25 protein-coding genes and 1 pseudogene are annotated in these 24694 nt (G+C 63.0%); 16 read left to right on the top strand and 10 right to left on the bottom strand.

What is annotated here, in order from left to right; translation table 11 throughout:
* Positions 1 to 50 precede the first annotated feature (50 nt).
* On the top strand, positions 51 to 1019 hold the full coding sequence (locus tag V1293_RS04885; protein WP_334507176.1) for a Bug family tripartite tricarboxylate transporter substrate binding protein: 969 nt from the start codon (positions 51 to 53) through the stop codon (positions 1017 to 1019).
* Positions 1020 to 1030: 11 nt separating this feature from the next.
* On the opposite strand, the gene V1293_RS04880 is transcribed toward V1293_RS04885, so the two are convergent.
* The gene (locus tag V1293_RS04880) at positions 1031 to 1309 is read right to left on the bottom strand and encodes a PilZ domain-containing protein (protein WP_334507174.1); all 279 of its coding nucleotides are present in this window, start codon (positions 1307 to 1309) and stop codon (positions 1031 to 1033) included.
* 267 nt (positions 1310 to 1576) lie between these two features.
* Here V1293_RS04880 and V1293_RS04875 point away from each other — a divergent pair, with 267 nt between their 5' ends.
* Both V1293_RS04875 and V1293_RS04870 read left to right on the top strand, forming a co-directional pair.
* Positions 1577 to 2773, top strand: a complete 1197-nt coding sequence (locus V1293_RS04875; RefSeq protein ID WP_334507172.1) for an acyl-CoA dehydrogenase family protein — start codon at positions 1577 to 1579, stop codon at positions 2771 to 2773.
* Positions 2774 to 2782: 9 nt separating this feature from the next.
* A complete protein-coding gene (locus V1293_RS04870; RefSeq protein WP_334507170.1) occupies positions 2783 to 3184 on the top strand; it encodes a VOC family protein in 402 nt (133 codons plus the stop codon).
* A gap of 288 nt (positions 3185 to 3472) precedes the next feature.
* Here V1293_RS04870 and V1293_RS04865 read toward each other — a convergent pair whose 3' ends face one another.
* On the bottom strand, positions 3473 to 4255 hold the full coding sequence (locus tag V1293_RS04865) for a Spy/CpxP family protein refolding chaperone (protein WP_334507168.1): 783 nt from the start codon (positions 4253 to 4255) through the stop codon (positions 3473 to 3475).
* A gap of 469 nt (positions 4256 to 4724) precedes the next feature.
* On the opposite strand from V1293_RS04865, the gene V1293_RS04860 reads away from it, so the two are divergent.
* The 7 genes from V1293_RS04860 to V1293_RS04830 all read left to right on the top strand — a co-directional run bounded on the left by V1293_RS04860 (position 4725) and on the right by V1293_RS04830 (position 12248).
* Positions 4725 to 6065 (top strand): ABC transporter substrate-binding protein, encoded by a 1341-nt coding sequence (locus tag V1293_RS04860; RefSeq protein ID WP_334516622.1) that lies wholly within the window; start codon positions 4725 to 4727, stop codon positions 6063 to 6065.
* Between the two features lie 168 nt (positions 6066 to 6233).
* Positions 6234 to 7169, top strand: a complete 936-nt coding sequence (locus V1293_RS04855) for a carbohydrate ABC transporter permease (RefSeq protein WP_334507167.1) — start codon at positions 6234 to 6236, stop codon at positions 7167 to 7169.
* Positions 7169 to 8083 (top strand): carbohydrate ABC transporter permease, encoded by a 915-nt coding sequence (locus V1293_RS04850; protein WP_334507165.1) that lies wholly within the window; start codon positions 7169 to 7171, stop codon positions 8081 to 8083. Before V1293_RS04855 ends, V1293_RS04850 begins: the two co-directional genes overlap by 1 nt.
* Positions 8084 to 8087: 4 nt before the next feature.
* Entirely contained in the window at positions 8088 to 9188 is a 1101-nt protein-coding gene (locus tag V1293_RS04845; RefSeq protein ID WP_334507163.1) for an ABC transporter ATP-binding protein, read from the top strand.
* 30 nt (positions 9189 to 9218) lie between these two features.
* Positions 9219 to 10208 carry a hydroxyacid dehydrogenase gene (locus V1293_RS04840; RefSeq protein ID WP_334507161.1) on the top strand — a complete coding sequence of 330 codons (990 nt, stop codon included), beginning with the start codon at positions 9219 to 9221 and terminating at the stop codon, positions 10206 to 10208.
* 68 nt (positions 10209 to 10276) lie between these two features.
* A complete protein-coding gene (locus V1293_RS04835; protein ID WP_334507159.1) occupies positions 10277 to 11701 on the top strand; it encodes an amidase in 1425 nt (474 codons plus the stop codon).
* A 121-nt stretch (positions 11702 to 11822) separates the two neighbouring features.
* Positions 11823 to 12248 carry a hypothetical protein gene (locus V1293_RS04830; protein WP_334507157.1) on the top strand — a complete coding sequence of 142 codons (426 nt, stop codon included), beginning with the start codon at positions 11823 to 11825 and terminating at the stop codon, positions 12246 to 12248.
* Between the two features lie 21 nt (positions 12249 to 12269).
* On the opposite strand, the gene V1293_RS04825 is transcribed toward V1293_RS04830, so the two are convergent.
* The 3 genes and pseudogenes from V1293_RS04825 to V1293_RS04815 form a co-directional block, all read right to left on the bottom strand.
* Positions 12270 to 12710, bottom strand: a complete 441-nt coding sequence (locus V1293_RS04825) for a DUF1993 family protein (RefSeq protein WP_334507155.1) — start codon at positions 12708 to 12710, stop codon at positions 12270 to 12272.
* On the bottom strand, positions 12707 to 14023 hold the full coding sequence (locus V1293_RS04820) for an ISNCY family transposase (RefSeq protein WP_334506553.1): 1317 nt from the start codon (positions 14021 to 14023) through the stop codon (positions 12707 to 12709). Before V1293_RS04820 ends, V1293_RS04825 begins: the two co-directional genes overlap by 4 nt.
* Positions 14024 to 14140: 117 nt before the next feature.
* Positions 14141 to 14338: pseudogene (locus V1293_RS04815) on the bottom strand (DUF1993 family protein); the annotation flags it as partial.
* A 96-nt stretch (positions 14339 to 14434) separates the two neighbouring features.
* On the opposite strand from V1293_RS04815, the gene V1293_RS04810 reads away from it, so the two are divergent.
* The 3 genes from V1293_RS04810 (at position 14435) to V1293_RS04800 (ending at position 16735) form a co-directional block, all read left to right on the top strand.
* Entirely contained in the window at positions 14435 to 15214 is a 780-nt protein-coding gene (locus V1293_RS04810) for a transporter substrate-binding domain-containing protein (protein ID WP_334507151.1), read from the top strand.
* 191 nt (positions 15215 to 15405) lie between these two features.
* Entirely contained in the window at positions 15406 to 16239 is an 834-nt protein-coding gene (locus V1293_RS04805; protein WP_334507149.1) for a DUF2147 domain-containing protein, read from the top strand.
* A 142-nt stretch (positions 16240 to 16381) separates the two neighbouring features.
* The gene (locus V1293_RS04800; RefSeq protein WP_334507147.1) at positions 16382 to 16735 is read left to right on the top strand and encodes a hypothetical protein; all 354 of its coding nucleotides are present in this window, start codon (positions 16382 to 16384) and stop codon (positions 16733 to 16735) included.
* A 12-nt stretch (positions 16736 to 16747) separates the two neighbouring features.
* Here the strand turns inward: V1293_RS04800 and V1293_RS04795 are convergent, their stop codons facing one another.
* Positions 16748 to 17152, bottom strand: coding sequence for a (R)-mandelonitrile lyase (locus tag V1293_RS04795; protein ID WP_334507145.1), 405 nt, complete (start codon positions 17150 to 17152; stop codon positions 16748 to 16750).
* A 23-nt stretch (positions 17153 to 17175) separates the two neighbouring features.
* Positions 17176 to 17874: a ribonuclease activity regulator RraA gene (locus V1293_RS04790; protein ID WP_334507144.1), complete on the bottom strand. Its 699-nt coding sequence runs from the start codon at positions 17872 to 17874 to the stop codon at positions 17176 to 17178.
* A 283-nt stretch (positions 17875 to 18157) separates the two neighbouring features.
* Between V1293_RS04790 and pxpB the strand changes: the two genes are divergently transcribed.
* Genes pxpB through V1293_RS04775 form a run of 3 tightly spaced genes read left to right on the top strand, consistent with a single transcriptional unit; the run spans position 18158 to position 20747 of the window.
* A complete protein-coding gene (pxpB, locus tag V1293_RS04785; protein ID WP_334507143.1) occupies positions 18158 to 18889 on the top strand; it encodes a 5-oxoprolinase subunit PxpB in 732 nt (243 codons plus the stop codon).
* Positions 18886 to 19941 carry a biotin-dependent carboxyltransferase family protein gene (locus V1293_RS04780; RefSeq protein WP_334507142.1) on the top strand — a complete coding sequence of 352 codons (1056 nt, stop codon included), beginning with the start codon at positions 18886 to 18888 and terminating at the stop codon, positions 19939 to 19941. The genes pxpB and V1293_RS04780 overlap by 4 nt, the downstream gene beginning before the upstream one ends.
* A 35-nt stretch (positions 19942 to 19976) precedes the next feature.
* A complete protein-coding gene (locus V1293_RS04775) occupies positions 19977 to 20747 on the top strand; it encodes a LamB/YcsF family protein (protein ID WP_334507140.1) in 771 nt (256 codons plus the stop codon).
* A gap of 3 nt (positions 20748 to 20750) precedes the next feature.
* On the opposite strand, the gene V1293_RS04770 is transcribed toward V1293_RS04775, so the two are convergent.
* From V1293_RS04770 to V1293_RS04760, 3 genes are all read right to left on the bottom strand, one after another.
* Positions 20751 to 20903, bottom strand: coding sequence for a hypothetical protein (locus tag V1293_RS04770; protein ID WP_247777853.1), 153 nt, complete (start codon positions 20901 to 20903; stop codon positions 20751 to 20753).
* 179 nt (positions 20904 to 21082) lie between these two features.
* Positions 21083 to 22675: a sulfite reductase subunit alpha gene (locus V1293_RS04765; RefSeq protein ID WP_334507138.1), complete on the bottom strand. Its 1593-nt coding sequence runs from the start codon at positions 22673 to 22675 to the stop codon at positions 21083 to 21085.
* Positions 22672 to 24474, bottom strand: a complete 1803-nt coding sequence (locus V1293_RS04760; RefSeq protein ID WP_334507136.1) for a NirA family protein — start codon at positions 24472 to 24474, stop codon at positions 22672 to 22674. Before V1293_RS04760 ends, V1293_RS04765 begins: the two co-directional genes overlap by 4 nt.
* Positions 24475 to 24694 lie beyond the last annotated feature (220 nt).

The raw sequence follows: 24694 nt of genomic DNA, 5'->3' as shown, positions 1-24694 counted from the left end.
GTGGCCGCCTCGCCGATGATGGCCCCAACAAACATATTGGGGAGAGCGCCATGGTCGCGGCTTTGCGCGTATTGTGGGCAGCGACGTGGCTGCTGTCCGGCGTCGTAGCGTCATCGGCGCAAGGCTATCCAAGCAAGCCGGTGCGCGTCGTGGTCGGCTTTCCCGCCGGCGGACCGACCGATGCCATTGCGCGCATCGTAGCCCAGAAGCTGACGGACAATCTCGGCCATCAATTCTACGTCGAGAACGTCGGCGGCGCGGGTGGCAACACCGCGGCCGGCCAGGTCGCACGCGTGACGCCGGACGGCTACACCATCATGGTGATCAGCACCGGCTTTGTCGTGAATCCCAGCCTCTACGCCAGGGTGCCGTACGATCCAGTCAAGGATTTCGCGCCGGTGACGCTGGTCGCGGTTTCGCCGAATGTCGTGGTGGTCAACCCGCAAGTGCCCGCCAGGACGCTGCCGGAGCTGGTGCAGCTCATTCGGGACAACCCCGGCAAGTACGGCTTTGCCGGTCCCGGCATCGGTTCGACGCCGCATCTGGGCGGTGAGCTTTTCCGGCTGGCCTTCAAGCTCGACCTGGTGCACGTGCCTTTCACAGGGGCTGGGCCGGCGATCCAGGCAACGGTCGGCGGGCACACCCCGATCGCCTTCACCGCGCTGCCGCCTGCCCTATCGGCGGTGCAGAGCGGACAACTGCGCGCGCTGGGCGTGGCGTCAACCGAACGTGCCGCCGGGATGCCCGATGTGCCGACCTTCGCCGAACAGGGCGTGAAGGATCAGGACGCCGACACGCTCACGGGTGTCGTTGCGCCTGCGGGGACGCCGAAAGAGATCGTTGATCTGCTTTATCGTGAGATCGCCAAAATCGTCGCCCAGCCCGACGTCAAGGAACGCCTCACAACGCTGGGATTCAAGGCGATTGCGAATACGCCGGATCAGTTCGGGGCGCGTATCAGGCTGGAGATGGACAAGTGGGGCAAGGTGGTGCGCGATGCAAGGTTGCGGATCGAGTAGCGGGCTCAGCGCTACGATGGCGGCGGTTCCGCGACAGCATCCGCGATCTGCATGAAGGTCAGGCCGATGCGATTCTTCTGGATCCAGGTGACCCGGCACTCGTGCACGATCGACGGATCCCTTGCCATCACCAGGCGAAAGTGCTGCGGGACGAAGGCCGGGTTGTCGACATCGATCGCCGCTCCCTCGCGCGAGATATTCCGCACCACGCAGGGCATGATGGAACCGCCCGACGAAACATAGGCAGGCTCGTCAAGCTCGGTTCGCGGATACTTTCGCTTCTCTTCCATGCTATCCGTCCTGTCCCGATCGATCCCGACCAAACCGCTAGCGCAAAACCCTAAACAAAGTCGGCGCGTGCGCCGGGAAGCCGGAATAGGCGCGACCTGCGGCCGATGCAATTGTCTTCGGGCTCCATTGTGCAGAGCGGCACGAAATCCCGATCGCTTGTTCGCAGATGTGCTCCGCGTCAGCATGGACTTGCCGATCGCGGCGATGGCACGATAGCCTTTCCACCAAAGACGGCACACGGACGCGATGGACCGGCAGGCATAATCTTGAATACACCGATCGCAAATTCTACCGATCTTGCCGGCGACCAGGCGGTGATCGCCCGGGCCGAGGCCATCCGTTCTGATGTCGCGACAGCTTCCAACGACATCGAGACCGCGCGCCGGCTGCCGCCCGCGCTGCTCGACAAGCTGCACGATGCGCAATTGTTCCGGCTGTTGCTGCCCCGCTCGACCGACGGAATCGAAACCGATCCGGTAACGTTTTTTCACGTCATCGAAACAATCGCCAAGGCTGATGCTTCCACCGCCTGGTGCCTCAGCCAGGCCGGCGGCTGCGCGATGTCGGCGGCCTATCTGGACCTGCCGGTGGCGCAGGCGATCTTCGGCGATCCGCGCGCGGTGCTGGCATGGGGGCCCGGCCCCAGGGTTCGCGCGGTCGAATGCGAAGGCGGCTACAGGGTGACCGGCGTCTGGTCCTTTGCGTCCGGCGGCCGGCATGCGACCTGGCTCGGGGCGCACTGCCCGATCCATGCAGCCGACGGTTCGCCCAAATACGACGCTAACGGCGCCCCGCTCGAACGCACCATGCTGGTACGCTCGGAGGATGTCGAGTGGACCGACATCTGGAACACCGTTGGCCTGCGCGGCACCGCCAGCGACCAGTTCGCGCTCAACGACTTCTTCGTACGCGCAGACCATTCGATTACCCGTGAGTTCGACCAGGAATGCCGCGAACGCGGCCCGCTCTACCGCATGAGCAATCACACCTGCTACCAGGTCGGCTTTGCCGGTGTCGCCTGCGGCATCGCCCGCACCGCCCTCGACAACTTCGTCGAGACAATGCGCAGCAAGGTGCCGCGCGGCGCGAAGCTGTCGTTGCGGGACAATGCCGTGGTCCAGTGCAACCTCGCCCAGGCGGAAGTCAATCTCCGTGCCGCGCGCGGCTACGTGCTGCAGTCGATGGCCGATACCTGGAAGGATCTCTCGGCGGGCGCGACCATCACCGTGGCCCAGCGCATGAACATCCGCATGGCCTCCACCCACGCCATTCACAAGGCGCGCGAGGCGGTCGACTTTGCCTACAACGCCGCAGGCGCCACCGCGATCTTCGAGAACCACCCGCTGGAGCGCCGCTTCCGCGACATCCATACCGTGACGCAGCAACTGCAGGGCCAACTCAGGCATTTTGAAACCGTCGGCGCCTGGATGATGGGCGTCGATACCGACCTCAGCTTTGTTTAGGAGGCCACCATGGGACTTGGCGGATTGCAGCACTACACCATCGAACCATCTGACCTTGAGCGAACCAAGGATTTCTACTGCGACGTGCTGGGTCTGGAGAACGGCGACCGCCCGCCGCTCGATTTTCCCGGCTACTGGCTCTATTCCGGCGGGTCAGCCACGGTGCATCTGATGGGTACGCGCAAGCCGCGCGAGGGCATCGTGGTGCGCGGCACCGAGAAGAAGTACGAGGATACCGGTCGGCTTGACCACATCGCCTTTGCAGCGACGGACGTCGACGGCATGCGCAAGCATCTGCAGTCGAAGGGCGTCAAATTCCGCGAGAGCATCGTGCCGCGCACCGGCGATACGCAGTTCTTCCTCTACGATCCCGATGGCGTCGGCGTCGAATTGAATTTCCCGAAAACCTGAGCCGCGGCCCGCCGAGCCCAATTCGGCCGCATCCATGACGCCCGAATTGGTTTTCAGCGCGCTGTGGCGCCACGCATCTGATGTTGAGGTGCAACACTACCCGTCAAAGACTGAAGTTCCCGACAACGCCGCAAGTCAGCCATCAGTAAGGCGCGAGTCCGTCAGGGTTTCATCATCATTGCAATGAGATTGGGAGAAGCCGCGCCGCTGCGGCAGAGTAGCCGGGTGCCGCGCCTTTCAACCTACCCCAGGGCATGCGTGCCCGGCTATTCGTCCGGGTGGAGCCCGCTAGTCGAGCCCGCGCTCGTGGCTCAGATTGACCATTTCCTGAATGAAGACCGCCTTTTGCTTGTCGTCCAGGCTGGCAAATAGCGGCTCGGCCGCATCGGCCACGTTGCGCTGATCGACGGCGCGATCGTTGAGGAACTGGGCCTCATTGCGCATCTGCTCGATGATGTCATCGGGGGGATCGCGCTTGGCCCGCGCAACGCGCAGATTGAGGCGATCGGCGCCATTGTGACCGAGATAGTGCATCGCGCTGTTGAACCCGGCCCAATGCTTTTCCTGTTCGGGCGTGAGGTTTAATTCCTTTTTGATCCGCTCGATATTGGCGTCGCTGTTGGCGACGATCTGTTCGGCCGTCAGTTGCGGCGCGCCGGCCTGGGTGAGGACGGCGGCCTGCTGCTGCTGTTGTTGCTGCTTGGCGGCCTTCGCAGCCTTGGTCCCCTTCGCCGGCTTCGACGTGTCACCTTGCTTGGAAGTGTCGCCCTGCTTGGAAGCCTCGCCCTGCTTGGCATCCTTTGCCGCCGGGGCCTGGCCGCCCTTGTTATTACCCCCGGTCAGGACACCGGTAACGCCGCTGACCACGCCGACGACGCCGCCAATCGCGCCGCCCAGCACGCCGCCGACCGGACCGGCGGCCTTGTTGCCCTCTCGCGCCCCCTGCTGCACGCCCTGCACCAGCCCCTGCGCGTTCGCAGTTACCGACGCGCCCAGAGCGAGCGCAGCAATGGCTCCAAGTGCAAAACGCAATCGCGACTGCACACGCGCAGTTGGTTCAGGACGGGTCATTATCTGGTCTCCATGGTCAATCGAGAAACCCGCGCGGGTGATTTCCGGGCCGCACGTGAATCCTTGCTCCGCCTAAACTATCGTTTCCGCCCCAAACTCGTCCACCGTTGCACCGGACGGTTCCACGACAAAGAGAGACCTTCCTGGCGAAGGAGTTACTTGTGTCGCAGCATGACCGCGGCGCAATCGCGCACCCTTGCAGCGGAAGCGAGCGTTGAAGTGTGCGGCGCAATATCGGCGCGTCAATTATTAACGATTTCGGACACAGCACACCTCCGCTCCCGCTGCCCGGAATTTCCACGCAACGTTAGTTCAATGACGGCAGCCGCTGTGTTTTCTCGACAGATGCAAACAATTCTGGTCTGATCCGATTACAAAATCTCCGCTGGCGCACCGTCCTCGTGCGGTGCGACATCAGCCGGAGACAAAAAATAAGAAGCAAAATCTGGCTCAGCAAAGAGGAAACAACATGTCACGCAAGAAGCTTTCTCGCCGACAATTTGTTGCTGCGACAGCGCTATCATCCGCAGCGCTCATCACCGCGCCTTATGTGCGCGGCGCCTATGCCGCCGGCAAGCTATCCATGGGGTTTTGGGATCACTGGGTTCCAGGCGCCAACAAGACCTCCACTGAGCTGATCAATGAGTGGGCAGCGAAGGAGAAGGTCGAGGTTTCGATCGACTATATTCCGAGCCAGGGCAGGAAGAACGAGATAACGATCGCGGCCGAAGCGCAGGCGAAATCCGGGCACGATATCCTCGCGATGGCGACGTGGTGGCCGCACTCGCAGGCCGAACTGCTTGAGCCGATGAACGACGTTGTCGAACCGCTCATCAAGCAAAATGGCGCCGTTAATGGCACCGTCGAATATCTCGGCAAGGCCGGCAACAAATGGCTCGCCGTTCCCACGTGTATCGGCAGCCAGATCAAGGGGCCCTGCACGCGCATCGACCTGATGAAGAAGTACGCCGGTATCGACGTGCAGGAGATGTACCCGGCAGGCAGCCCGCCCAAGGCGGACAACTGGACGGCGGACACGTTCCTCAAGGCGGCAGAGGCCTGCCATAAGGGCGGCGTTCCTTTCGGCATCGGTCTTGGTGAGACGAGCGACTCCGTCGACACCGTCGGCGCGTTCTTCCTGGCCTTCGGGGCCGAAGTCGTCGATGCCAAAGGCAACGTCGTGGTGAAGAATGACAATGTGCGGCAAGCTCTCGAGTACTACAAGAAGCTGATGGCATTCCTGCCGCCCGATGCGCCGGCGTGGGACGATGGGTCCAACAACAGGTGGCTGATCTCCGGCAAGGGCGCACTGATCATGAATCCGCCGAGCGCATGGGCCGTTGCCAAACGCGACGCACCCGATATTGCCGCGCAATGCTGGACTCATGGTTTCCCGGCGGGTCCGAAGGGCCGCTTCGCGCCGTTCCTGCCTTATTTCTGGGGCGTGTGGAACTTCTCCAAGAACAAGGAGGCGGCGAAGAGGCTGTTGACCCATTTGTCGCAACCGGCCTCGGTCGAGAAACTGGTGGCGGCGAGCGGTGGCTATGACCTGCCGGCTTACGAGAAGCTCACCACCCTGAAAACGTGGGCCGAGGAAGGGCCGCCCAAGGGCACGCTCTTCCACTACCCGAATCCGTATAACCACCAGAAGCTCTCGATTGCGGCATCGCCGGCGCCACCAAAGGTCGCCCAGCAAATCTACACGCAGGCAACCCTGACCAAGATGTGCGTACGCTTCTACCAGGGCGAGCCCATGGAGAAGACGCTCGCCTGGGCGGAAGGCGAACTCGAAGGTTTCATGCGGAGTTGAACGCGACGGACTTGCCGGGCGGCCGCGCAGTCAAACCGTGTGGCCGCTGCAGCACGCGTCAGGACTACGCAATTGCATCAACACAGGCGGCCGGCCGCAATGCCGGCTGTCATTGATAGATCAAGAAAAGCCAGACCGGCTCCTCTGAAACCGCGAGGAAGATGCATTATGGCCGATGCAGCGATTCAATCGAACCGCATTGCCGGCACTGGAGCGCAGAAGCGCTCCAGTCTGCGAACCGCGCTCAAGCGGAAATCCACGGCAGCGTTCCTGATGACGCTGCCGCTGATCCTTCTGATCGCGATTCTGGTCGTCTACCCGGCGTTCTATTCCCTGCATCTGGCTACCTTGAACAAATCGATGCAGCGGTTCGTGGGACTTGGAAACTTCCAGTTCCTGTTCAAGCGAGAAACGTTCTGGCTGGTCGTCGAACAATCCTGCATCTTCGCGATCACGGCCGTGGTGTTCAAGGCGCTGATCGGTTTTATCGTTGCTCACTTCGTCCACAACATTCCGGCGAAAGGCCAGCGCAAATGGCGGGGGATGCTGCTGGTGCCGTGGGTCATTCCTCCCGCAATGAGCACGCTCGCATGGCTGTGGCTGTTCGATCCATCGTATAGTGCCTTCAACTACACCCTGGCATTTTTCGGCATCGGGCGGATCCCCTGGACCGGCGAGGCCGGATGGGCGCGATTTTCGGTCATTCTGGTCAACATCTGGGTCGGCGCTCCGTTCTTCATGATCATGTATCTGGCGGCGCTGAAATCGGTGCCGGATCAGCTTTATGAGGCCGCGGCGATCGACGGCGCCAATTGGTGGCAGCGCATCTGGTACGTGACGCTGCCGATGATGCGCAACATCATCGCGATCACCACGCTGTTTTCGCTGATCGTGACGTTTGCGAATTTCGATATCGTCCGGGTGCTGACATCGGGAGGCCCGCTCGATCACACGCACATCTTCGCGACCTGGGCGTTCCGCGTCGGTATCGAGGGCGGCGACATTCCGCTCGGCGCCAGCGTGTCGCTGTTCATGTTCCCGATACTCGCGATCGCGGCGATCTTCATCCTGCGCGATATCAGCAAACGCGGGAATGAATCCTGATGACAAGCACGGTGGTGATCGACAAGTCCGCGCCGACGCGCAAGGTGAAATACGGCAGCATGAGCCGTGACCGCACCTGGGCGCTGCGCTGGTCGTATTTCTTTCTGACGCTGTTCGCGGCCTTTTCGCTGCTGCCGCCGCTCTACATGCTGATCACCTCGCTCAAGAGCAGCGCGGAGATTTCGGCGGCAACGAATCCCTGGTGGGTGTTTCATCCAACGCTCTCCAACTATCTCGAGCTCCTGACGTCGAACCAGTTCCTGCGGTTCTTCTGGAACTCGGCCTGGGTCTCGATCATTGTGGTGACGATCACGATGCTGATCAGTGTGCCGGCAGCCTTCGCGCTCGCGCGGATGAAATTCTGGGGCTCGGCCACGCTCGCAACCGGTGTATTCCTGACCTATCTGGTCCCCGATACGCTGTTGTTCCTGCCGCTGTTCAAGATGTTCGCGGCATTCGGCGACTGGACGGGGATTCAGTTGATCAACAGGTGGTACGTGCTGTTGATCCTGTACCCAACGCTCACAGTGCCCTTCTGCACCTGGATCATGATTGGCTACTTCGCCTCGATCCCAAAGGAGCTCGACGAAGCCGCCATCATCGACGGCGCTTCGTGGTTTCAGACATTGACGCGCATCTTCATTCCGGTCGCGCTTCCCGGGCTGATCGCCGCTACGATTTTCGCCTTCACGGTGTCATGGGCGCAATTCCTGTATCCGCTGGTGTTCACGACTTCGACCGACCAGCTGGTGCTGCCGGTCGGCATCATCACCACGCTGATCAAGGGCGATGTGTTCGCCTGGGGACAGATCATGACCGGCGCCCTGCTCGGCGCTGCGCCTCCGCTCATCATCTACGCTTTCCTGATGGACTATTACATTGCCGGCCTGACCGCTGGTGCGACAAAGGGTTGATCTCATGGCTGACGTGACGTTGCGTAAGGTTGTTAAGCGTTATGATGAAGTCGAGGCGGTGCGCGGCATCGATCTCGACATCGCCGACCATGAGTTTGTCGTGCTGGTGGGGCCGTCGGGCTGCGGCAAGTCGACCACGCTGCGGATGATCGCCGGCCTGGAAGATATCTCCGACGGCGACATCATGATCGGCGGCGACGTCGTCAACGACGTGCCGCCAAAGGATCGCGATATCGCGATGGTGTTCCAGAACTACGCGCTCTACCCGCACATGACGGTTGCGGAGAACATGTCGTTCGGGCTGCGGCTGAAGCGCTATCCGAAGGCCGAGATCAAGAGCCGCGTCGACGAGGCTGCGCGCATGCTCGACATCGTCGAACTGGTCGACCGCAAGCCGAAGCAATTGTCCGGCGGCCAGCGTCAGCGCGTCGCCATGGGCCGCGCTATCGTGCGCAACCCGAAGGTGTTTCTGTTCGACGAGCCGCTGTCCAACCTCGACGCCAAGCTGCGCGTACAGATGCGGATCGAGATCAAGAAGGTACACCAGAAAGTCCGCACCACGACGGTCTACGTGACCCACGACCAGGTGGAGGCGATGACGCTGGCCGACCGCGTCGTGGTGATGAACCATGGCCGGATCGAGCAGATCGGCACGCCGAACGAGCTTTATCACAAGCCGGCGACGAAATTCGTCGCCAGCTTCATCGGCTCGCCGGCGATGAATTTCATCCCGTGCCGGCTGGAGGATCTCGCCGGCAAGTTGCACGTCCGGCTGACCGATCGCATCGCCTTCCCGCTGCCGCTGGCGCGCGCCGTCCGCTATCAGGGCGTCCCGCGCACCGATAAATTGCTGCTGGGGCTCCGGCCCGAGCACATCACCGAGGCCAAACAGCATGCAGAGCCGGGCGTGGAGACCTTCGATACGGTGCTCGACGTCACCGAGCCGATGGGAATGGAGACGCTGATCTATTTTACGATGGAGGGCACGCAGGTCTGCGGCCGCGTCAATCCCAATGCCGGCGCGCACGATGGCGGCCCGCTTCGATTGGCTGTGGACCTCAATAACATGCACCTGCTAAATGAGGTGACCGGCGTCGTCCTTTGACGACGCGATTGCGAAACCCAAGGGCAGGAAATGACGACCAACAAGAAGAAAATCTTCGTCACGGAATCGATGTCGCAACCGGGACGAGCGCTGCTTCACGCGCGAGACGATATCGAACTCGTCGAATTTCCCAACATGATTTCGCAAAAGGATTTCGAAACCAAGCTGAAGGAGCATGCGCCGGTCCATGGCGTTGCGCTCGGCGGTACCCGCTTCGGCGAGCCCGAACTCGACGCCTCGAAAGACATGCTGGTGGTGACCCGGATCGGCGTCGGGTTCGACGCCGTCGACGTTCCGGCGCTCAGCCGCCGCAAGGTCCCGCTGATGGTGGCGGGCACCGCCAATTCGCCGTCCGTTGCCGAACACGCCCTGTTCATGATGCTGACGCTCGCCAAACGCGCGACGGAAATGCATTCGCTGGTCCGGGACGACAAATGGAAGGACCGGCTGGGGATGCTGCCCTACGACCTGTTCGGCAAGACGGTTCTGATCGTAGGCTTTGGGCGCATCGGCACCCGCACCGCCAAGCGCTGCCTCGCGATGGAAATGAACGTCCTGGTTTTCGACCCCTACAAGCCCGCCGCCGACATCAAGGCCGCCGGCTGCGAACCGGTTGCCGAACTCAACGCCGCGCTGCCGCGCGCTGACTTCGTCAGTATCCATTGCCCGAAGAACGCGGACACGGTCGGCATGTTCGATGCGGACAGGCTGAAGCGGATGAAGTCGTCAGCCTATCTGATCAACACGGCGCGCGGCGGAATCGTCGACGAAGCCGCCCTGCACGCCGCGCTGGTGTCCGGCAAGCTTGGCGGCGCGGGCCTCGACGTTTTCGCGCAGGAGCCCCCGCCGGCCGGTCAGGCATTGCTCGCCCTGCCGAACGTCATCATGGCGCCGCATGTCGCAGGCGTCACGGTGGAAGCCGTCGACCGGATGAGCGAGCAGACCGCCCGCAACATTCTGAGCGTGCTAGATGGCGATCCCCTGCGCCAGAACGTGATCAACCAGGACGTGCTCGGCTAGATCGTCCGCAAGTCAATGACCCCCAGGCGCGGCCGGCCCACCGACCGGCGGGCGAGCGAGGTGGACCCATGGCCTTCAAGGAATACGGCAATTACGACGCGGTCGGCCTTGCCGAACTGGTTCGGAAGAAACAGGTCTCGGCCAAGGAATTGCTCGACGAGGCCATCGCCCGCACGGCTAAGGTCGATCCAGAGATCAACGCGGTCGTGGTCAAGCATTACGACTATGCCGAGCGCCAGATCGAGCGCGGCCTGCCCGACGGCCCGTTTACCGGCGTACCGTTCCTCCTGAAGGATCTCGACCTCCTGGAGGGCACCCGCACGACCTCCGGCGCCACGGTCCTGAAGGATTTTGTGGCCGACCACAGCGGCACGCTGGCGCAGCGCTTCCTCGATACCGGCGTCTCGATCTTCGGCAAGAGCTCCAGTCCCGAATTCGGCCTGATGCCGACGACGGAGTCGCGGCTGCACGGGCCGACCCGCAATCCCTGGAATCTCGAGCATTCTTCCGGCGGCTCATCCGGCGGCGCGGCGGCGGCCGTTGCCGCCCGCATCCTGCCAGTCGCGCACGCCAGCGATGGCGGCGGCTCGATCCGGATCCCCGCTTCCGCCTCGGGCGTGTTCGGCTTGAAGCCGAGCCGGGCGCGCAATCCGCTCGGCCCCGATCGCGGCGAAGGCTGGGGTGGCTTCTCCTGCGGCCATGTCGTGAGCATCAGCGTGCGCGACAGCGCTGTCATGATGGACGCGATCCACGGTCCCGAACCATCGAGCCCCTACGTCGCGCCGCCGCCGGAACGGCCATTTTCGCAGGAGGTCGCCCGAGACCCCGGCCAACTCCGCATCGCCTTCACCGACAAATCGCCGTATGGCGACGCCATCGATCCGGAAATCGCCGCCGCCGTGCGCGAGATTGCGGGCCTGCTGGCGGGGCTTGGCCATCGGGTGGAAGAACGGGCGCCGGTGCTTGCCGCTGATCCGGCCGCGGTCATGACCACCATCGTCGGCGGCAACACCGCGCTGACGGTGCGGCTGATCGAGCAAAGGCTCGGGCGCGCCGCAACGGAAAACGATTTCGAGATATTGACGCTGGCGTTCGCTCACAACGCGCAAAAGAACACCGCGACCGACTATGTCGCCGCCCAGCTCGCGGCCTTCCAGATTTCGCGCGATCTTGCCGCCTTCTTCGAGAGCTGCGATCTCTTCCTGTGTCCGACATTGTGCTCGCCGCCGCTGCGCATCGGCGAACTCAACTCCATGTCGAACGACCTGTCGCACATTGTCCCGATCCTGCGTCGCTATATGCCCGGGACTTCCATGTTCAACATGTCCGGGCAGCCGGCGATGTCGATGCCGCTGGCGTGGAATAAGGCCGGATTGCCGCTCGGCATGATGTTCTCGGCCCGGTTCGGCGATGAGGCGACCCTGTTCCGGCTGGCCGGGCAGCTCGAACAGGAGCGGCCCTGGAAGAACAGGTTACCGCCGCTATGCGCTTAAGCTCCGCCGCAAAAACGCCACGGATGGACAAAGCTCCGTCTTATTCGGTAACGAGGAAAGACACGGGGCGGCAACGGGGACATTGATTCTGCTCACGACGCCCCGATCCGGAGGCTGAATCGTGACTCAAAGCGACCCGACCGACAATGCGCTGGCGGCAATCGCCAGCATTCTCGACCGCCCGGAGAGCCATCGCGAGCCCGAAAAACCCGCGGTCGCGGATCATGGGCCAATGGTCCCTCCACCGATCCCAGTGACCCCTTCGCCGATCGAGGCTCATGGTTACTCCAAGCACGGTCCCGGTCCGATGGCCTCGATCCGTTTCAAGTGGACGGTCCGCCTCGAGAATGGCGACTATTATGTCGATGAGACCATCGGGGAGAATTCCACACCGATCGTCAACGGCCCGATGTCGAGGGAAGCCGCGATCCAGATGGTGGACGATCGCGAAAGCGACGCACGCAGACGCTTCGAGCAATTGAAGAGCGAGATGACCGGGCGCGGCGCCGCCGCCAGTCTGGCCCGCAAGGACAGCGACGAGGCGTAGCCTTACTGCGGCGTCTGACGGCTATCTCGGCGGCCCCAGAAAATCCTTCTTGGCAAGATCGACACCGGCATGGCGCAGGATGTCGTAGGCTGTCGTGACATGAAAGAAGAACTGCGGAACGCTGAACGTCAGCAGCAACGATTTTCCGGTGAATGTTCGCTGGGCGCCATTCTTGAAAATGAAAGCGACTTCCTTGTCCGCTGCGGCTTCGATCTCGGCGCGCGGCAGACCTTGCACGAAATCGATCGCCGCGGATATTCGCGCCTTGAGTTCGGGGATGTCGGGCTCGGCGTCTGAAAACGTGTGGGGGGCACGGCCGGCCAGCAGCGCGCCGGCAACGACAGCATGGCGGTGTCCGTAGCGGGTGAAGTTGTCGTATTTTTGTAGCTCGTGATCTGTCGCCTTCGTTGTTGAGTTTCGGAGGAGCCGGAAGGCGTGGACGGTTTCCTCCGGGTTGGTCATGCCACGGATATTGCTGCCGGGTTAGCCCTCCTGGTCGGTTTCTTTGTTCGACTTGAAGCCCGTTTCTCCGCCCCGACCCGCGCTATCTCGACGGCGGCGCGCGCAGGGGCGGTCAAGGACGCGCGCTTGCGCGCCCGCAAGGGCTTGTCCTTGACGGCTCCGAGCACGCTGCCAGGCTGAGGCGCGTCGGGGCTGATCTGGTGTCCGTCGGCGGCAAACGTCGCCAATCGGTGCGGGCCAAGGAACACGCTCGCGGTGCCATCGGGATACTCATGGACCCGCACCAGGGCTTTGACGAAGTGGGGCCTGAGCCGGCTCTCCGGCAGCTGCAGCCGCCGACCGTTCCATGCGATCGTATTGTCGTTGGCGACGGTTCGGTCTTCGATCACGCACAGCGCTTCGCGCCAAGCCTCGTGGCGATCGGCGACGAACGCCGTGCCCGGCTGTTCGGCCTTGATCGCAAACGCCGCGTTATGCTCGGCCATGTAATGCGCCCTCAGCCACGCATTGGCGGCTTCGACCGTCCTGATCCCGGCGAGCCGCAGGTCCTTCGGCAGCCGGCCCTGCAGCGTGCCGAACATCCGCTCGGAGCGCCCGCGCGCCTCCGGCGAATAGGCTGCGATATGCTCGATCCCAAGATGCGATAAAGCCCGTCCCACCTGGGTTTGTTGCGTCTTCGAGACCTTCTCGCCAGCCTTCGGGGTGTAGAAATAATGGCTGCCGCGATCGGTGTAGAGCGCGCAGAACAGGCCGCGCCCGCCAATCACTTCGCCCAAGGCCTGGAACGTCGACGCCGTGCCTTCTTCCTCGACCAGAAACATCGAGTAGATCTCGCTCGTCGCATCGTCCAGCGTGACGATCAGGTCCATCGCCGGCAGACCTTCGATCCAGGCGTGGCGCGACCCGTCCTGATGCAGCAGCATGCCCGGAAGCGGCCGGCGCGGACGCTTCTTGCGGTGCGCCGAACGCTTCGGCGCCTTCCGCACCAAGCCCGCCGCGTGCAAGGCCAGCTTCGTCACCGTGTAGCCAAGCACATAGCCATGCCGCTTTTGCAGCTGCTCGTGGAAGTGCTTCACCGTGAAGTCCGCGTACCTGTCCCGGAACAGCCCCAGCATCCGCTCAAGCTCTTCCTCCGGCGCGCGCCGCGGCGATCGCCGCCCCATACGGAGGTCGACAAGCCCGTCATCGCCCTCCGCCTCATAGCGTTCCGCCCAACGTTGAAACGTCCGCACGTTGATCCCGAGAAGCTCAGCCGCGGCCACCTGCGTCAGTTCCTTCGCCTCCGTCCGATCCAGCAAATCCGAAAACCGCATCCGTCGTACACCCTCGTGAATGGATGCCGTGCCCATCGTGCCCCCTTTGTTCCAGGGCACCAAAAACACGACACTTCACGAGCTACAAACACACGACAGATCACGCGCTACTGACACAACGACAGCATGGCGGTTGGCTTCTCCCACCTGCTGCTTCAAGCTGTACATGGTGGGTGCGAGCCGCATGTTCAGAAGGACCGCGGGGTCGATGTTTCGGGCTCCCGCATGGGCCGAGGCCTGATCGAGAAGGTTGGCGAGATTCCCGAGATACGGCACGAACACGCCGACGGAAGCTTCGTAGAGCGAGATAGTCACGATTTCAATTTCTCCGGCTGGCACCACCGCGATATCTGGTCTAAATCGGCGCCATCGGTCCAGAGTGTCATCTAATTTGTCGGCGGAGAAGACCTGATGTTTCGAGTGTTCGTTAGCCTTGCAATGGCTGTCCTGTGGACCGTTGTCGCCCACGCGCAGCAGCCGGCGAATTCCCGTCTCGACGACATCATCAAGCGCGGCACGCTGCGGGTCGGCATGACCGGCGACTATCAGCCGTTCACCTATTTCGACAAAGCCACGTCGAAATTCCGCGGATTCGACGTCGACATGGCGGAAGCGCTTGGCAAGGCGCTCGGCGTCAAGGTCGAGTTCGTTCAGACCGCGTGGCCGCAACTGATGAAGGATTTCGAAGCCGACAATTTCGATATCGCGATGGGCGGCGTCTCGATCACGCTCGACCGGCAGAAGAAGGGAATGTTTTCGACGCCGATCATGCGCGAGGGCAAGACGCCGATCGCGCGCTGCGCCGACAAGGGCAAGTATGACACCATCGCCGATATCGACAAGGCCGGCACGCGCGTCATCGTCAATCCCGGCGGCACCAATGAACGCTTCGCCAAGGCGAACATCAAGAACGCCGAGATCAAGATGTGGAACGACAACGTCACGATTTTCGACGAAATCGCCAAGGGCAACGCCGACCTGATGATGACGGACTCTTCGGAAACCCGCTACCAGCAGAAACAGCACCCGGGCGTGCTCTGCGCGGTGCATCCGGAAAAGCCGTTCGACTTTGCCGAGAAGGCCTATTGGCTGCAGCGCGACGTCGCGCTGAAGGCCTTTGTCGATCAGTGGCTGCACATCGCTGCCGAAGACGGCAGCTTCAGAAAAATCTATGCGGCCTGGTTCGATTGATTCCTGGTTGCAAGAACCTGTTTTCGCAGGAAATTGACCGTCCCTTGGGCGATATTTAGACTGCCCAGCTGAATTTGAACCAAAGCCGCTAGTACACGACTCATAGTTTGAAAGTGATCTGGATCACTTTGAGGGAAGCTACCATTGCGTAGTAGCTTCGGGGATGGGGTTCCCTGCTCAGGAGGTCGCAAATGAAGAAGTCTCTCGCTATCGCCGTGCTCTTGCTGGCGAGCAGCCTCACCACCGCGCAGGCCCAGTACAGTTTCGAGTATGGCGGCCGGACCATTACCATCGATCCCGATCGAGGCACGGTTTCTATTCCGGGCGTCTACGATAATACCGGCAAGAAGGGCAAACGCGCGCGCGGCGAGGAAGGCGATCTTGATCGTCCGACTAGGAAGGCGCCGCAACAGGCGAAGTCCGCTCCACAGGCCGCCCCCGAGGCGGCAACCCCGGCCGCACCTGCACCGGCTGAACAGGCTGCCGCTCCATCAGTTGCGCCTGTGCCGGCCGCCCCTGCTCCGGCCGCTGCAGCCACCACTTCGAGAGGCGAGCCGTCGACCGCGACGGCGGCCGTTGCGCCGGCGGATACTGCTGCACCAGCACCGCCGTCCGCCCCTCAAGCTGCTCCGGCTGCGCCGCCTGCGCCTGCTCCCGTTGCCGCGCCAGCACCGCCGCAGCAACAGAAACAGGCCGCCGTCCCGGCAGCTTCGGCACCTTCGTCTGCGAACTCACCGCTCGGCGTGTGGCTGACGGAGGAGAAGGAGGGCAAGGTGCGGATCGAAGCGTGCGGTCCCAATCTCTGCGGCTATTCCGTTGACAAGAAGTCGAACCAGAACGGCGAGCAGGTCCTGATCAACATGAAGCCCGGCAAGGACAAGTGGAACGGCCGGATTTTCGATCCGAATTCCGGCAGTACCTACGATTCGACGATCGCGCTGAAGGGCACTGACAGTCTGCGCGTTCAGGGCTGCGCCTTCGGCGGCATGTTCTGTGGCGGCCAGACCTGGACCCGCGTCAACTGAACCGGCAGCTAACGCTGCGCATTCAACTGGAAGCCCCGCCGCAACGCGGGGCTTTTCACTGCGCCCTGACCCGTGATGACAGTCACAGTCGTCATGGAACCGCTGTGAGACCATGATCGTGTCCAAACCAAAGGGGCGCGTCATGGTCAAGTCTCGGAAATCCGCAGTAGCCGTTTCGCTGCTTGTTGCACTGGGCTTCGCGACGCCATCCGCGGCCGCAACATTCGACGGCGCCTGGAATGTGCAGATCACCTCGTCGAACGCAGCCTGCAACAGCGGCGCGTCGGTCTCGATCGGAATCAACAACGGCCAGGTCGCCTCGAACAGCGCGACTGTAACGGCGTCCGGTCGCGTGGCCGAAGCGGGCGCCATCCATGTGACACTTGCAAGCGGCATGAAGCGCGCGGTCGGCTCCGGCGTTCTCAACGGCGCGTCGGGATCGGGCACATGGCGCGCAGCCCTGTGCTCGGGCACCTGGACCGCGCAGCGCTTGTGAAGCGACAGGCGTTCAGCCGACCTTCTCGGAATACTCCGCGTCGGTCACGTGCTCCATCCAGGTTACGTAACTGCCGTCGAATGTTTCCTGCATGGCGATATGGGTCATGCCGTTGGTTGGCGAAGCGCCGTGCCAATGTTTTTCATTCGGCGGAATCCAGACCACATCGCCCGGCCGGATTTCACGGATCGGCCCGCCCTTGGCTTGCACGCGGCCAACGCCTGAGATCACGTACAGCGTCTGGCCCAGCGGATGCGTATGCCACGCGGTTCGCGCGCCCGGCTCGAACGAAACCCGGGTCGAGACCAGCCGTGCCGGCGACTCCGTTGCAATGATCGGATCCTGCAGCACCGTGCCGGTGAAATAGTCCGGCGGCGCCCGGCGCGTCGGCCGGGAGCCAGCGAGATGGATTTCCATGGAGTTTCTCCCTTTTTCTCAGGTTATTTCTTGGTTGCTGCGTAACGCGCCTTGGTCTCGGCGTTCATCGGATAGAGGCCCGGCAATGCCGCGCCGTTATTCACCTCGTTGACGATCCAGGCTTCCATCCGCTCCTGCTCCGGCCCTTCGGCCAGCACATGGTCGAGCGACGCCTGCGGGATCAGCACCGCGCCGTCCTGGTCGGCGACGACGATGTCGTTCGGAAATACCGCGACCCCGCCGCAGCCGATCGGCTCGCCCCAGCCGACGAAGGTCAACCCGGCGACCGAAGGCGGCGCTGCGAAGCCGTCGCACCACACGGGCAAATTGGTGCCGAGCACGCCTTCGACGTCGCGCACCACGCCGTCGGTGATCAGCGCGGCAACGCCGCGCTTGACCATGCGCGCGCAGAGAATATCACCGAAGATGCCGGCATCGGTGACGCCCATGGCGTCGACCACGGCGATGCAGCCTTTCGGCATGGCTTCAATCGCGGTGCGGGTCGAGATCGGCGACGACCAGGATTCCGGCGTCGCGAGATCCTCGCGCGCGGGCACGAAGCGCAGCGTGAAGGCCGGTCCGACCAGGCGCGGCTGCCCGGGCCGCAGCGGCTTGGTGCCGCGCATCCAGACGTTTCGCAGGCCCTTCTTGAGCAGCACGGTGGTGATGGTGGCGATGGACACGCCGGACAGGGTTGCGAGGGCTTCGGGGGACAGGGACATCTGGAATGCAGGCTCCGGAGGACGGGTGAAAGATAGCGCATCTTGCGAAGCGCGGATGGCACGTCAAGGGCTCGCGGAAAGGAGCGCGATCACAACATCTTATCGTCGGCATGCAGATTAATTTATTGAACTTACAGGCTGATTTCGCGCGAAGCGAATTCCACTCGCACCCAAAACACGCTAGAGGTGGAGACCAGCATAGGAGCATGATCCGGAAAAGTGGGTACCGGTTTTCCGCAGAGATCATGCTCAAAAGCCAAAGCTGCGAGACAGTTTAGAGGCCATGGCCGCGACGCTACCCCCGCCCCGCCTTTTGCCGAGTGGCGACAGCGCCATCACGGTGGAGTTCAGCCGCAACATCGACGATGCCGCCAACCGGCGGGTGTTGGCGCTCGACCGTGCCATGGCTGCTGAGCCGCTCACGGGTGTCACCGAGACGGTGCCGACCTATCGCTCGCTGCTGGTGCATTACGATCCCGTGCTGATCGACTTCGACAAGCTTGGCGAACAGATTCTCGCGCTCGCGCAGCGGCCGGTACCGGCAACGACAAAGACCCGGCGCTGGCGCATTCCGGTGGTCTATGGCGGCGAGCACGGCATCGACCTCGAGGACGTCGCAAAAACCCTCAACACCACCCCCGACGAGATCGTGGCGCGGCATGTTGCCGGCGACTACCGGGTCGCCATGATCGGCTTTACGCCCGGCTGGTCGTATCTCAGCGGTCTCGCAGATACCCTGCACATGCCGCGGCGGCAGAACCCGCGCCTGCTGACGCCGGCCGGCACCATCTCAATCGGCGGGGTGCAGACCGGCGTGCAGTGCCTGGCCGGCCCGAGCGGCTGGCACCTTCTGGGACAAACGGCCGTCCGCACCTACCAGCTCCACCGCGATCCGATCTTCCTGCTGGAACCGGGCGACAACGTCACCTTTACGGCGATCGATGCCAAGACTTTCGCGGAGCAGGATCGTGCCGCCGAGGCCGGCGAATTCATTGCCGAGCAGATCGCCTCATGAGCAAGCTCGTCATTACATCGATCGGCCCGGCAAGTTCGGTACAGGACGGCGGACGTCCCGGCGCCCAGCGTTACGGCCTCGTTCCAAGCGGGGCGATGGATCGGCTGGCGCTGGCGGCCGCGAATACGCTGGCCGGCAATGGGCCGTTCACGGCGGCCGTCGAGGTCGGTCCGTTCGGGGCAAAGTTCACCGCGCGCGGCGGCGCGGTGCGCATCGCACTGGCGGGTGCCCCGCGCAATGCCGACATTGCCGGCCGCGCCGTGGCATCGGATACTTCCGCAACGCTTGCCGACGGCGAGACGCTGACGCTCGGTTTTGCGCGCGGCGGCTCGTTCAGCTATCTCGCGATCGAAGGCGGCATTGCCGGCGAGCCGATGTTCGGCAGCCTCGCGGTCAATGCCCGCGCCGGCCTCGGCAGCCCCTATCCGCGCCCGCTGCAGTCCGGCGACGAACTGCAGACGAAGGCCGCAAGCGGCGCGCCGGAACAGCGGATCGAGCTGCCGGCAGCAACCGACGCGCCGATCCGCGTGGTGTGGGGTCCGCAGGACGACGAATTCGCCGACGAGACCAAAAAGCTGTTTGTCGACAGCGAATGGAAGATCTCGGCGACCAGCGACCGCATGGGCTACCGGCTCGAAGGCCCTGTGCTCAGGCATCTCCACGGCCACAACATCGTTTCCGACGGCACCGTCAACGGCAGCCTGCAGGTGCCTGGAAATGGGCAGCCGATCGTGCTGATGCGCGACCGCGGCACCAGCGGCGGCTATCCCAAGATTGCGACCGTTATTTCGGCCGACTTCGGGCGGCTCGCGCAGATCCTCGCCGGGCGCACCTTTCGCTTCAGAGCCATCAGCATGGCGGAAGCGCAGGCCGAAGCGCGCAAATTTGCCGAGCTGCTGCGCACCCTGCCCGAGCGGCTGCGAGCGATCGAAAGCGTTGATCTCAACATCGATGCGCTGCACGATGCCAATGTCGCGGGCCACGCCGTCAGCGCCGTCGATGCCGGAACCTGGCACGCCGTGTCGTTGGCCGAAATATCGGGCCCGGACTGATCAACCAATCCACTCACGAGAAGCGGACCAGCAACATGACAACCATCGACCTCAATTGCGATCTCGGCGAAGGGTTTGGCACGTGGGAAATGGGCAACGACGCCGCGATGATCGAGCTGGCGACGTCGGTGAACGTCGCCTGCGGTTTTCATGCCGGCGATCCCGACATCATGCGCCGCACGGTCGAACTGGCGAAAGCGCGCGGCGTCAGCGTCGGCGCGCACCCTGGATATCGCGACCTGCACGGCTTCGGCCGGCGGCCGATCCCAGGCCTGAAATCTTCGGAGATCGAGAACCTGATCGCCTACCAGATCGGCGCGCTGCAGGCGATTGCGACCGCGGCCGGCTACAAGGTCACCCACGTCAAGGCGCATGGCGCGCTCTCCAACGTCGCCTGCGAGGACGACATGACCGCAAAAGCCATCGCCAACGGCATCAAGGCGGTCGACCCCAACCTGATTTTCGTGGTGCTCGCCAATTCAAAACTGGTGCAAGCCGGCGAAGCCGCCAATCTGCCGATGGTGCACGAGGTGTTTGCCGACCGCGCCTATGAGGACACTGGCTCGCTGGTGTCGCGCAAGAAGCCGGGTGCCGTGCTGCATGACGCGAAAGAGATCGCCGACCGCGTGGTGCGGATGGTGCAGGACGGCGCGGTCGTCTCAGTCACCGGCAAGGTAATCAAGATGCGCACCGACACCGTGTGCATTCACGGCGACACGGCCGGCGCGGTCGACATCGCGCGCGCGGTGCGTCAGGCGTTGAAGGATGCCGGGATTGCGGTGGCGCCGTTCAAGACGATAATTTAATTCTTAGAACGGATGAACCGAGAGCGTGCCGAACACGATCGCGGCAATGAGCGCGAACGCGCTGTAGAGCGCGGCGGTGTGCAACCCGGTGCCGGAACGGCGGGACACCGAGCGTGCATAAAGGTGCAGGCGGGCTTCCGCCGATAGTTCGCGCATCATCGATCTCCAACGCGGCATGGACTGCATATGGAATATCGTTTGCGCCCGGATTCAAGATATCCGCCGAAATAGCGATATGGGCGCTCCCGCGCCCTCCATTTCGAGGGGAAATTCCCCTCCTCCCGACCAGAGCGAGAATTTTATTCGGGCCGATTTGAGCCAGCTGGAACCCGGAATTAGTAAACGTCCTGCTGGAACCGGCCCTTTTTCTTCAATTCGCCGACAAAACTGACAGCTTCGTCGGTGGTTCGGGCGCCGAATTGGGCGACGATATCGACCAGGGCGCGCTCGACGTCCCTGGCCATCCGCTTGGCGTCGCCGCAGACATAGATGTTGGCGCCCTCGGCAAGCCAGGTCCACAATTCGCGGCCGACCTCGCGCATGCGGTCCTGCACGTAGAACTTCTTGTCGCCGTCGCGCGACCACGCCAGTGACAACCGCGTCAGCAGGCCCGACGTCTTCAAGGCGTTGAGTTCGTCGGCATAGAAGAAATCGCAGTCGCTGCGCTGATGGCCGAAAAACAGCCAGTTCTTGCCCGGCGCGCCGGTAGCGCGACGATCGAGCAGGAAGGCGCGGAACGGCGCCACGCCGGTGCCGGGCCCGATCATGATGATCGGCGTTTTGGGATCCTGCGGCAGCGCAAAACCATGCGCCTTCTGCACATAGACCTTCAGCTCATCGCCGGGATTGATCCGCTCGGCAAGGAAGGTCGACGCCAACCCTAAGCGTTTGCGCTTGTTGATCACATAGCGCACGCAGTCGACCGTCAGCGACAATTTTCCGGGCGTGGCATTATGCGACGACGAGATCGAATAGAGCCGCGGCTGCAGCGGCTCGAGCGCTTCGACAAAGGCTTCGGGGTGCGGGCGCACGCCGGAGAATTTCTGCAGCACCGCCATCACGTCGAGCGTTGCCGCGTCGCCATCGGGGTCCTCGCCCTGCGCCAGCGCCCTCGCCTTCTCGCGGGTAGCCCCGCCGGTGATGAAGGAGATCAACTCGAACAGCGAGTCCGGCGCCGGCGACAGCGAGACGTCATCGATCAAGGCCTCGCGCAGCGTCTTGCCGTTGACCTTGGTGGTGTGGGAGGCGCCGAGCAGTGCGATGATCTGGTCGACCAGCCCGACATCGTTGCGCGCGAAAATGCCGAAGGAATCGCCGACGACATAGTCGAGCCCGCAACCGGACAGATCGAACTCGATGTGCCAGGTCTCCTTCTCCGAACCCTTCTTGTTCAGGAGGCGACGTGACAGGAAGGTCGCTGCGATCGGTTTGTCGCGCGATCGGCCCGGCTCCGCAACCACCACAGCCGGCGCGGTTGCGGGCGCCGATGAGGCCACGGCCGGCGCCTTGTCGATATCCTCATAGAGCGACTTCAGCATCCGTGCGGTTTCCTTGCCGCCGGGAACGCAGAGGTTGAGCCGTGCTTCGCTCTTGTTCGCAATCGCTTCCGAATAGTTATGGCAGTCGTAGCCACACTGCCCGCAATCCTGCTGCGCCATCGCCGCCATCATGCGCCGCCGCAGCGGGCGGCCTTCCGCGAGCTTCATGCGGTCGGCCATCGGCATGGTCTGGTCATGCCACGGCGCTTCGCCGTCATCGCCGTCGCCGCCGGCTCCTTCCATGACGGCCGCGCCCTGTTCGGCCGACAACGGCATCGCATCTGACAGAAGTCCGGCGAAAAACCCGTTCAGCCACGAGCGCTGCGCTTCGGAGAATGGCGCGCTGGACGGGATGATTTCGATTTTCGGAGGCGGCGTGATCTGGTTCATGAGGACACCTGAACGTCAGCGACCTGGGCGTCGGCAAGCTTGCGCAGCGTCTCGCCGTCATGGCGGCGCGCAAACGTCAGAAAGGTTTCTTCGGGCGAAACGCGATGCGCCAGATAGGCCTTGAGCAATCTCTCGACCGTCTTCGGCGCGTCTTCCGCCTTGAGGTCGTGATAGACCTCCTGCCCGACATCGGCATCCGGTCCAAAGCCGCCGCCGGTGAACAGATGATAGCCCTCGACGGGATCGACATCCTCGCCGACATCCACTTTCGCAGCGATCAACCCGATATCGCTGATGTAATGCTGCGCGCAGGAATGATGGCAGCCGGTGACGTGGATGTTAAGCGGCGTGTCGATATTGACGCGCGGTTCGCACCAGTCGCCAATCTCGGCGGCATGGCGCTTGGTGTTCGACGCCGCAAACCGGCAGCCCGCGTTTCCGGTGCAGGCGATCAGCCCGGCACGGATTTGCGAAGCTTCGACCGCCAACCCGATCTTCTTGATCGCAGCGATCGCGAGCTCAACGTTGTCGCCGCGCACGCCCGGGATCAGAAGGTTCTGCCAGACCGTCAGGCGGATATCGCCGTCGCCGAGATCCTGCGCGATCTTGGCCAGCCCGCGCATCTGATCGCAGGTGACTTTGCCGAGCGGCAGCGACACGCCGATCCAGTTCAACCCTTCCTGCTTCTGCCTGTGCACCCCGATATGCGCCATGCGGTCGAAGGCCGGCCGCGGGGCGAGCGCTTCCGGCGGCACGCGGGTGAAGGGTTTGCCGAGCCGCTCCTCGACCAGCGCGAGAAACTTGTCGTGCCCCATCCCATCGAGCACGTATTTCAGCCGCGCCTTGTTGCGGTTGGTGCGGTCGCCGAGATCGATGAAGATGCGCACGATGGCATCCGACACTTTTGTCGCATCGGCCGGCTTGACGATGATGTCGCCGTATTTGGCGAAATCCCTGTGGCCGGTGATACCGCCGAGCCCCAGCCGAAACCAGACGCCGGGCTCGACGCCAAAACCATCCTTCACCTCGACCGCGGAAAACGCGATGTCGTTGGTGTCTTCCAGCACGGCGATCTTGCCGGCGCCGTCGAAGGCGACGTTGAACTTGCGCGGCAGCCCGTACAGCGAGCGATCGTTGAGGATGTGGTAGTGCCACTCGCGCGCATATTCGCGGGTGTCCAATAGCTCCTGCGGATCGATCCCGGCCGTCGGCGTGCCCGTAACGTTGCGGATGTTGTCGGCGCCGGTACCACGCGAGCACAGGCCAAGATCCTGGATGCCTTCGATCAACGCCACCGCGTGCTTCGGCGGAATCTCGCGCACCTGCAGATTGGCCCGTGTGGTGACGTGGCAAAACGGTCCGCACAGTTTTTCGGCGAGATCGGCCAGACCGGCAAACTGCCAGTGCTTCAGGATGCCGTTCGGAATCCGTAAGCGGCACATGTAGGAATCCTGCGCCGGCGCCACATAGAACAGGCCGTAATAGCGCCAGCGGAAATTATCCGCAGGGCTTGGTGGCGCATTGTCGAGCGCCTGCTGCTTCAGCCGCGGATAGGCATCGAACGGATGCTCCTCGCGCTTGAATTTTTCGGGGTCGGTGAGCTTCTTGCCGGAGGCTGTGACCTTGTCCTGCGCCTTGATATGCGCGGCGTCCGGTCCGGTCGGTTCGGCATTCGCCTTGACCGCCTTACCGCCGCCGAGGCCGCGCCCCACCCGGCTGATCTGCAGCCCGGTGGTAAAGCCTTCAAGGTAGCGTTTCTGCTCGTCGGTAAAGTCGATTGTGAGCGTTTCGATCTTCATGGTGCGCGACGAAGGTCCTGCGGCCACGAGTAGTGCCGTCAACGAAGTTGGGTGCGACCGCCTGGAAACCGGCTTGGCCTTGTAGGCCGGGCCTGGATTGAGCGGTCCGACCAGCTTCGTTGCTGCGGAAATCCATCTTGGATGTAGGCCAGAGGCATCCATGACGACCGGCCGCACTGCAACATACAAGTTGCGTGCCACACCAAGCCACGAACAATAT

The organism is Bradyrhizobium sp. AZCC 1693 (assembly GCF_036924745.1).
Lineage (GTDB): Bacteria > Pseudomonadota > Alphaproteobacteria > Rhizobiales > Xanthobacteraceae > Bradyrhizobium.
Note: the sequence above shows the minus strand (reverse complement) of the source record. Positions and strands in the feature narration are given on the sequence as shown.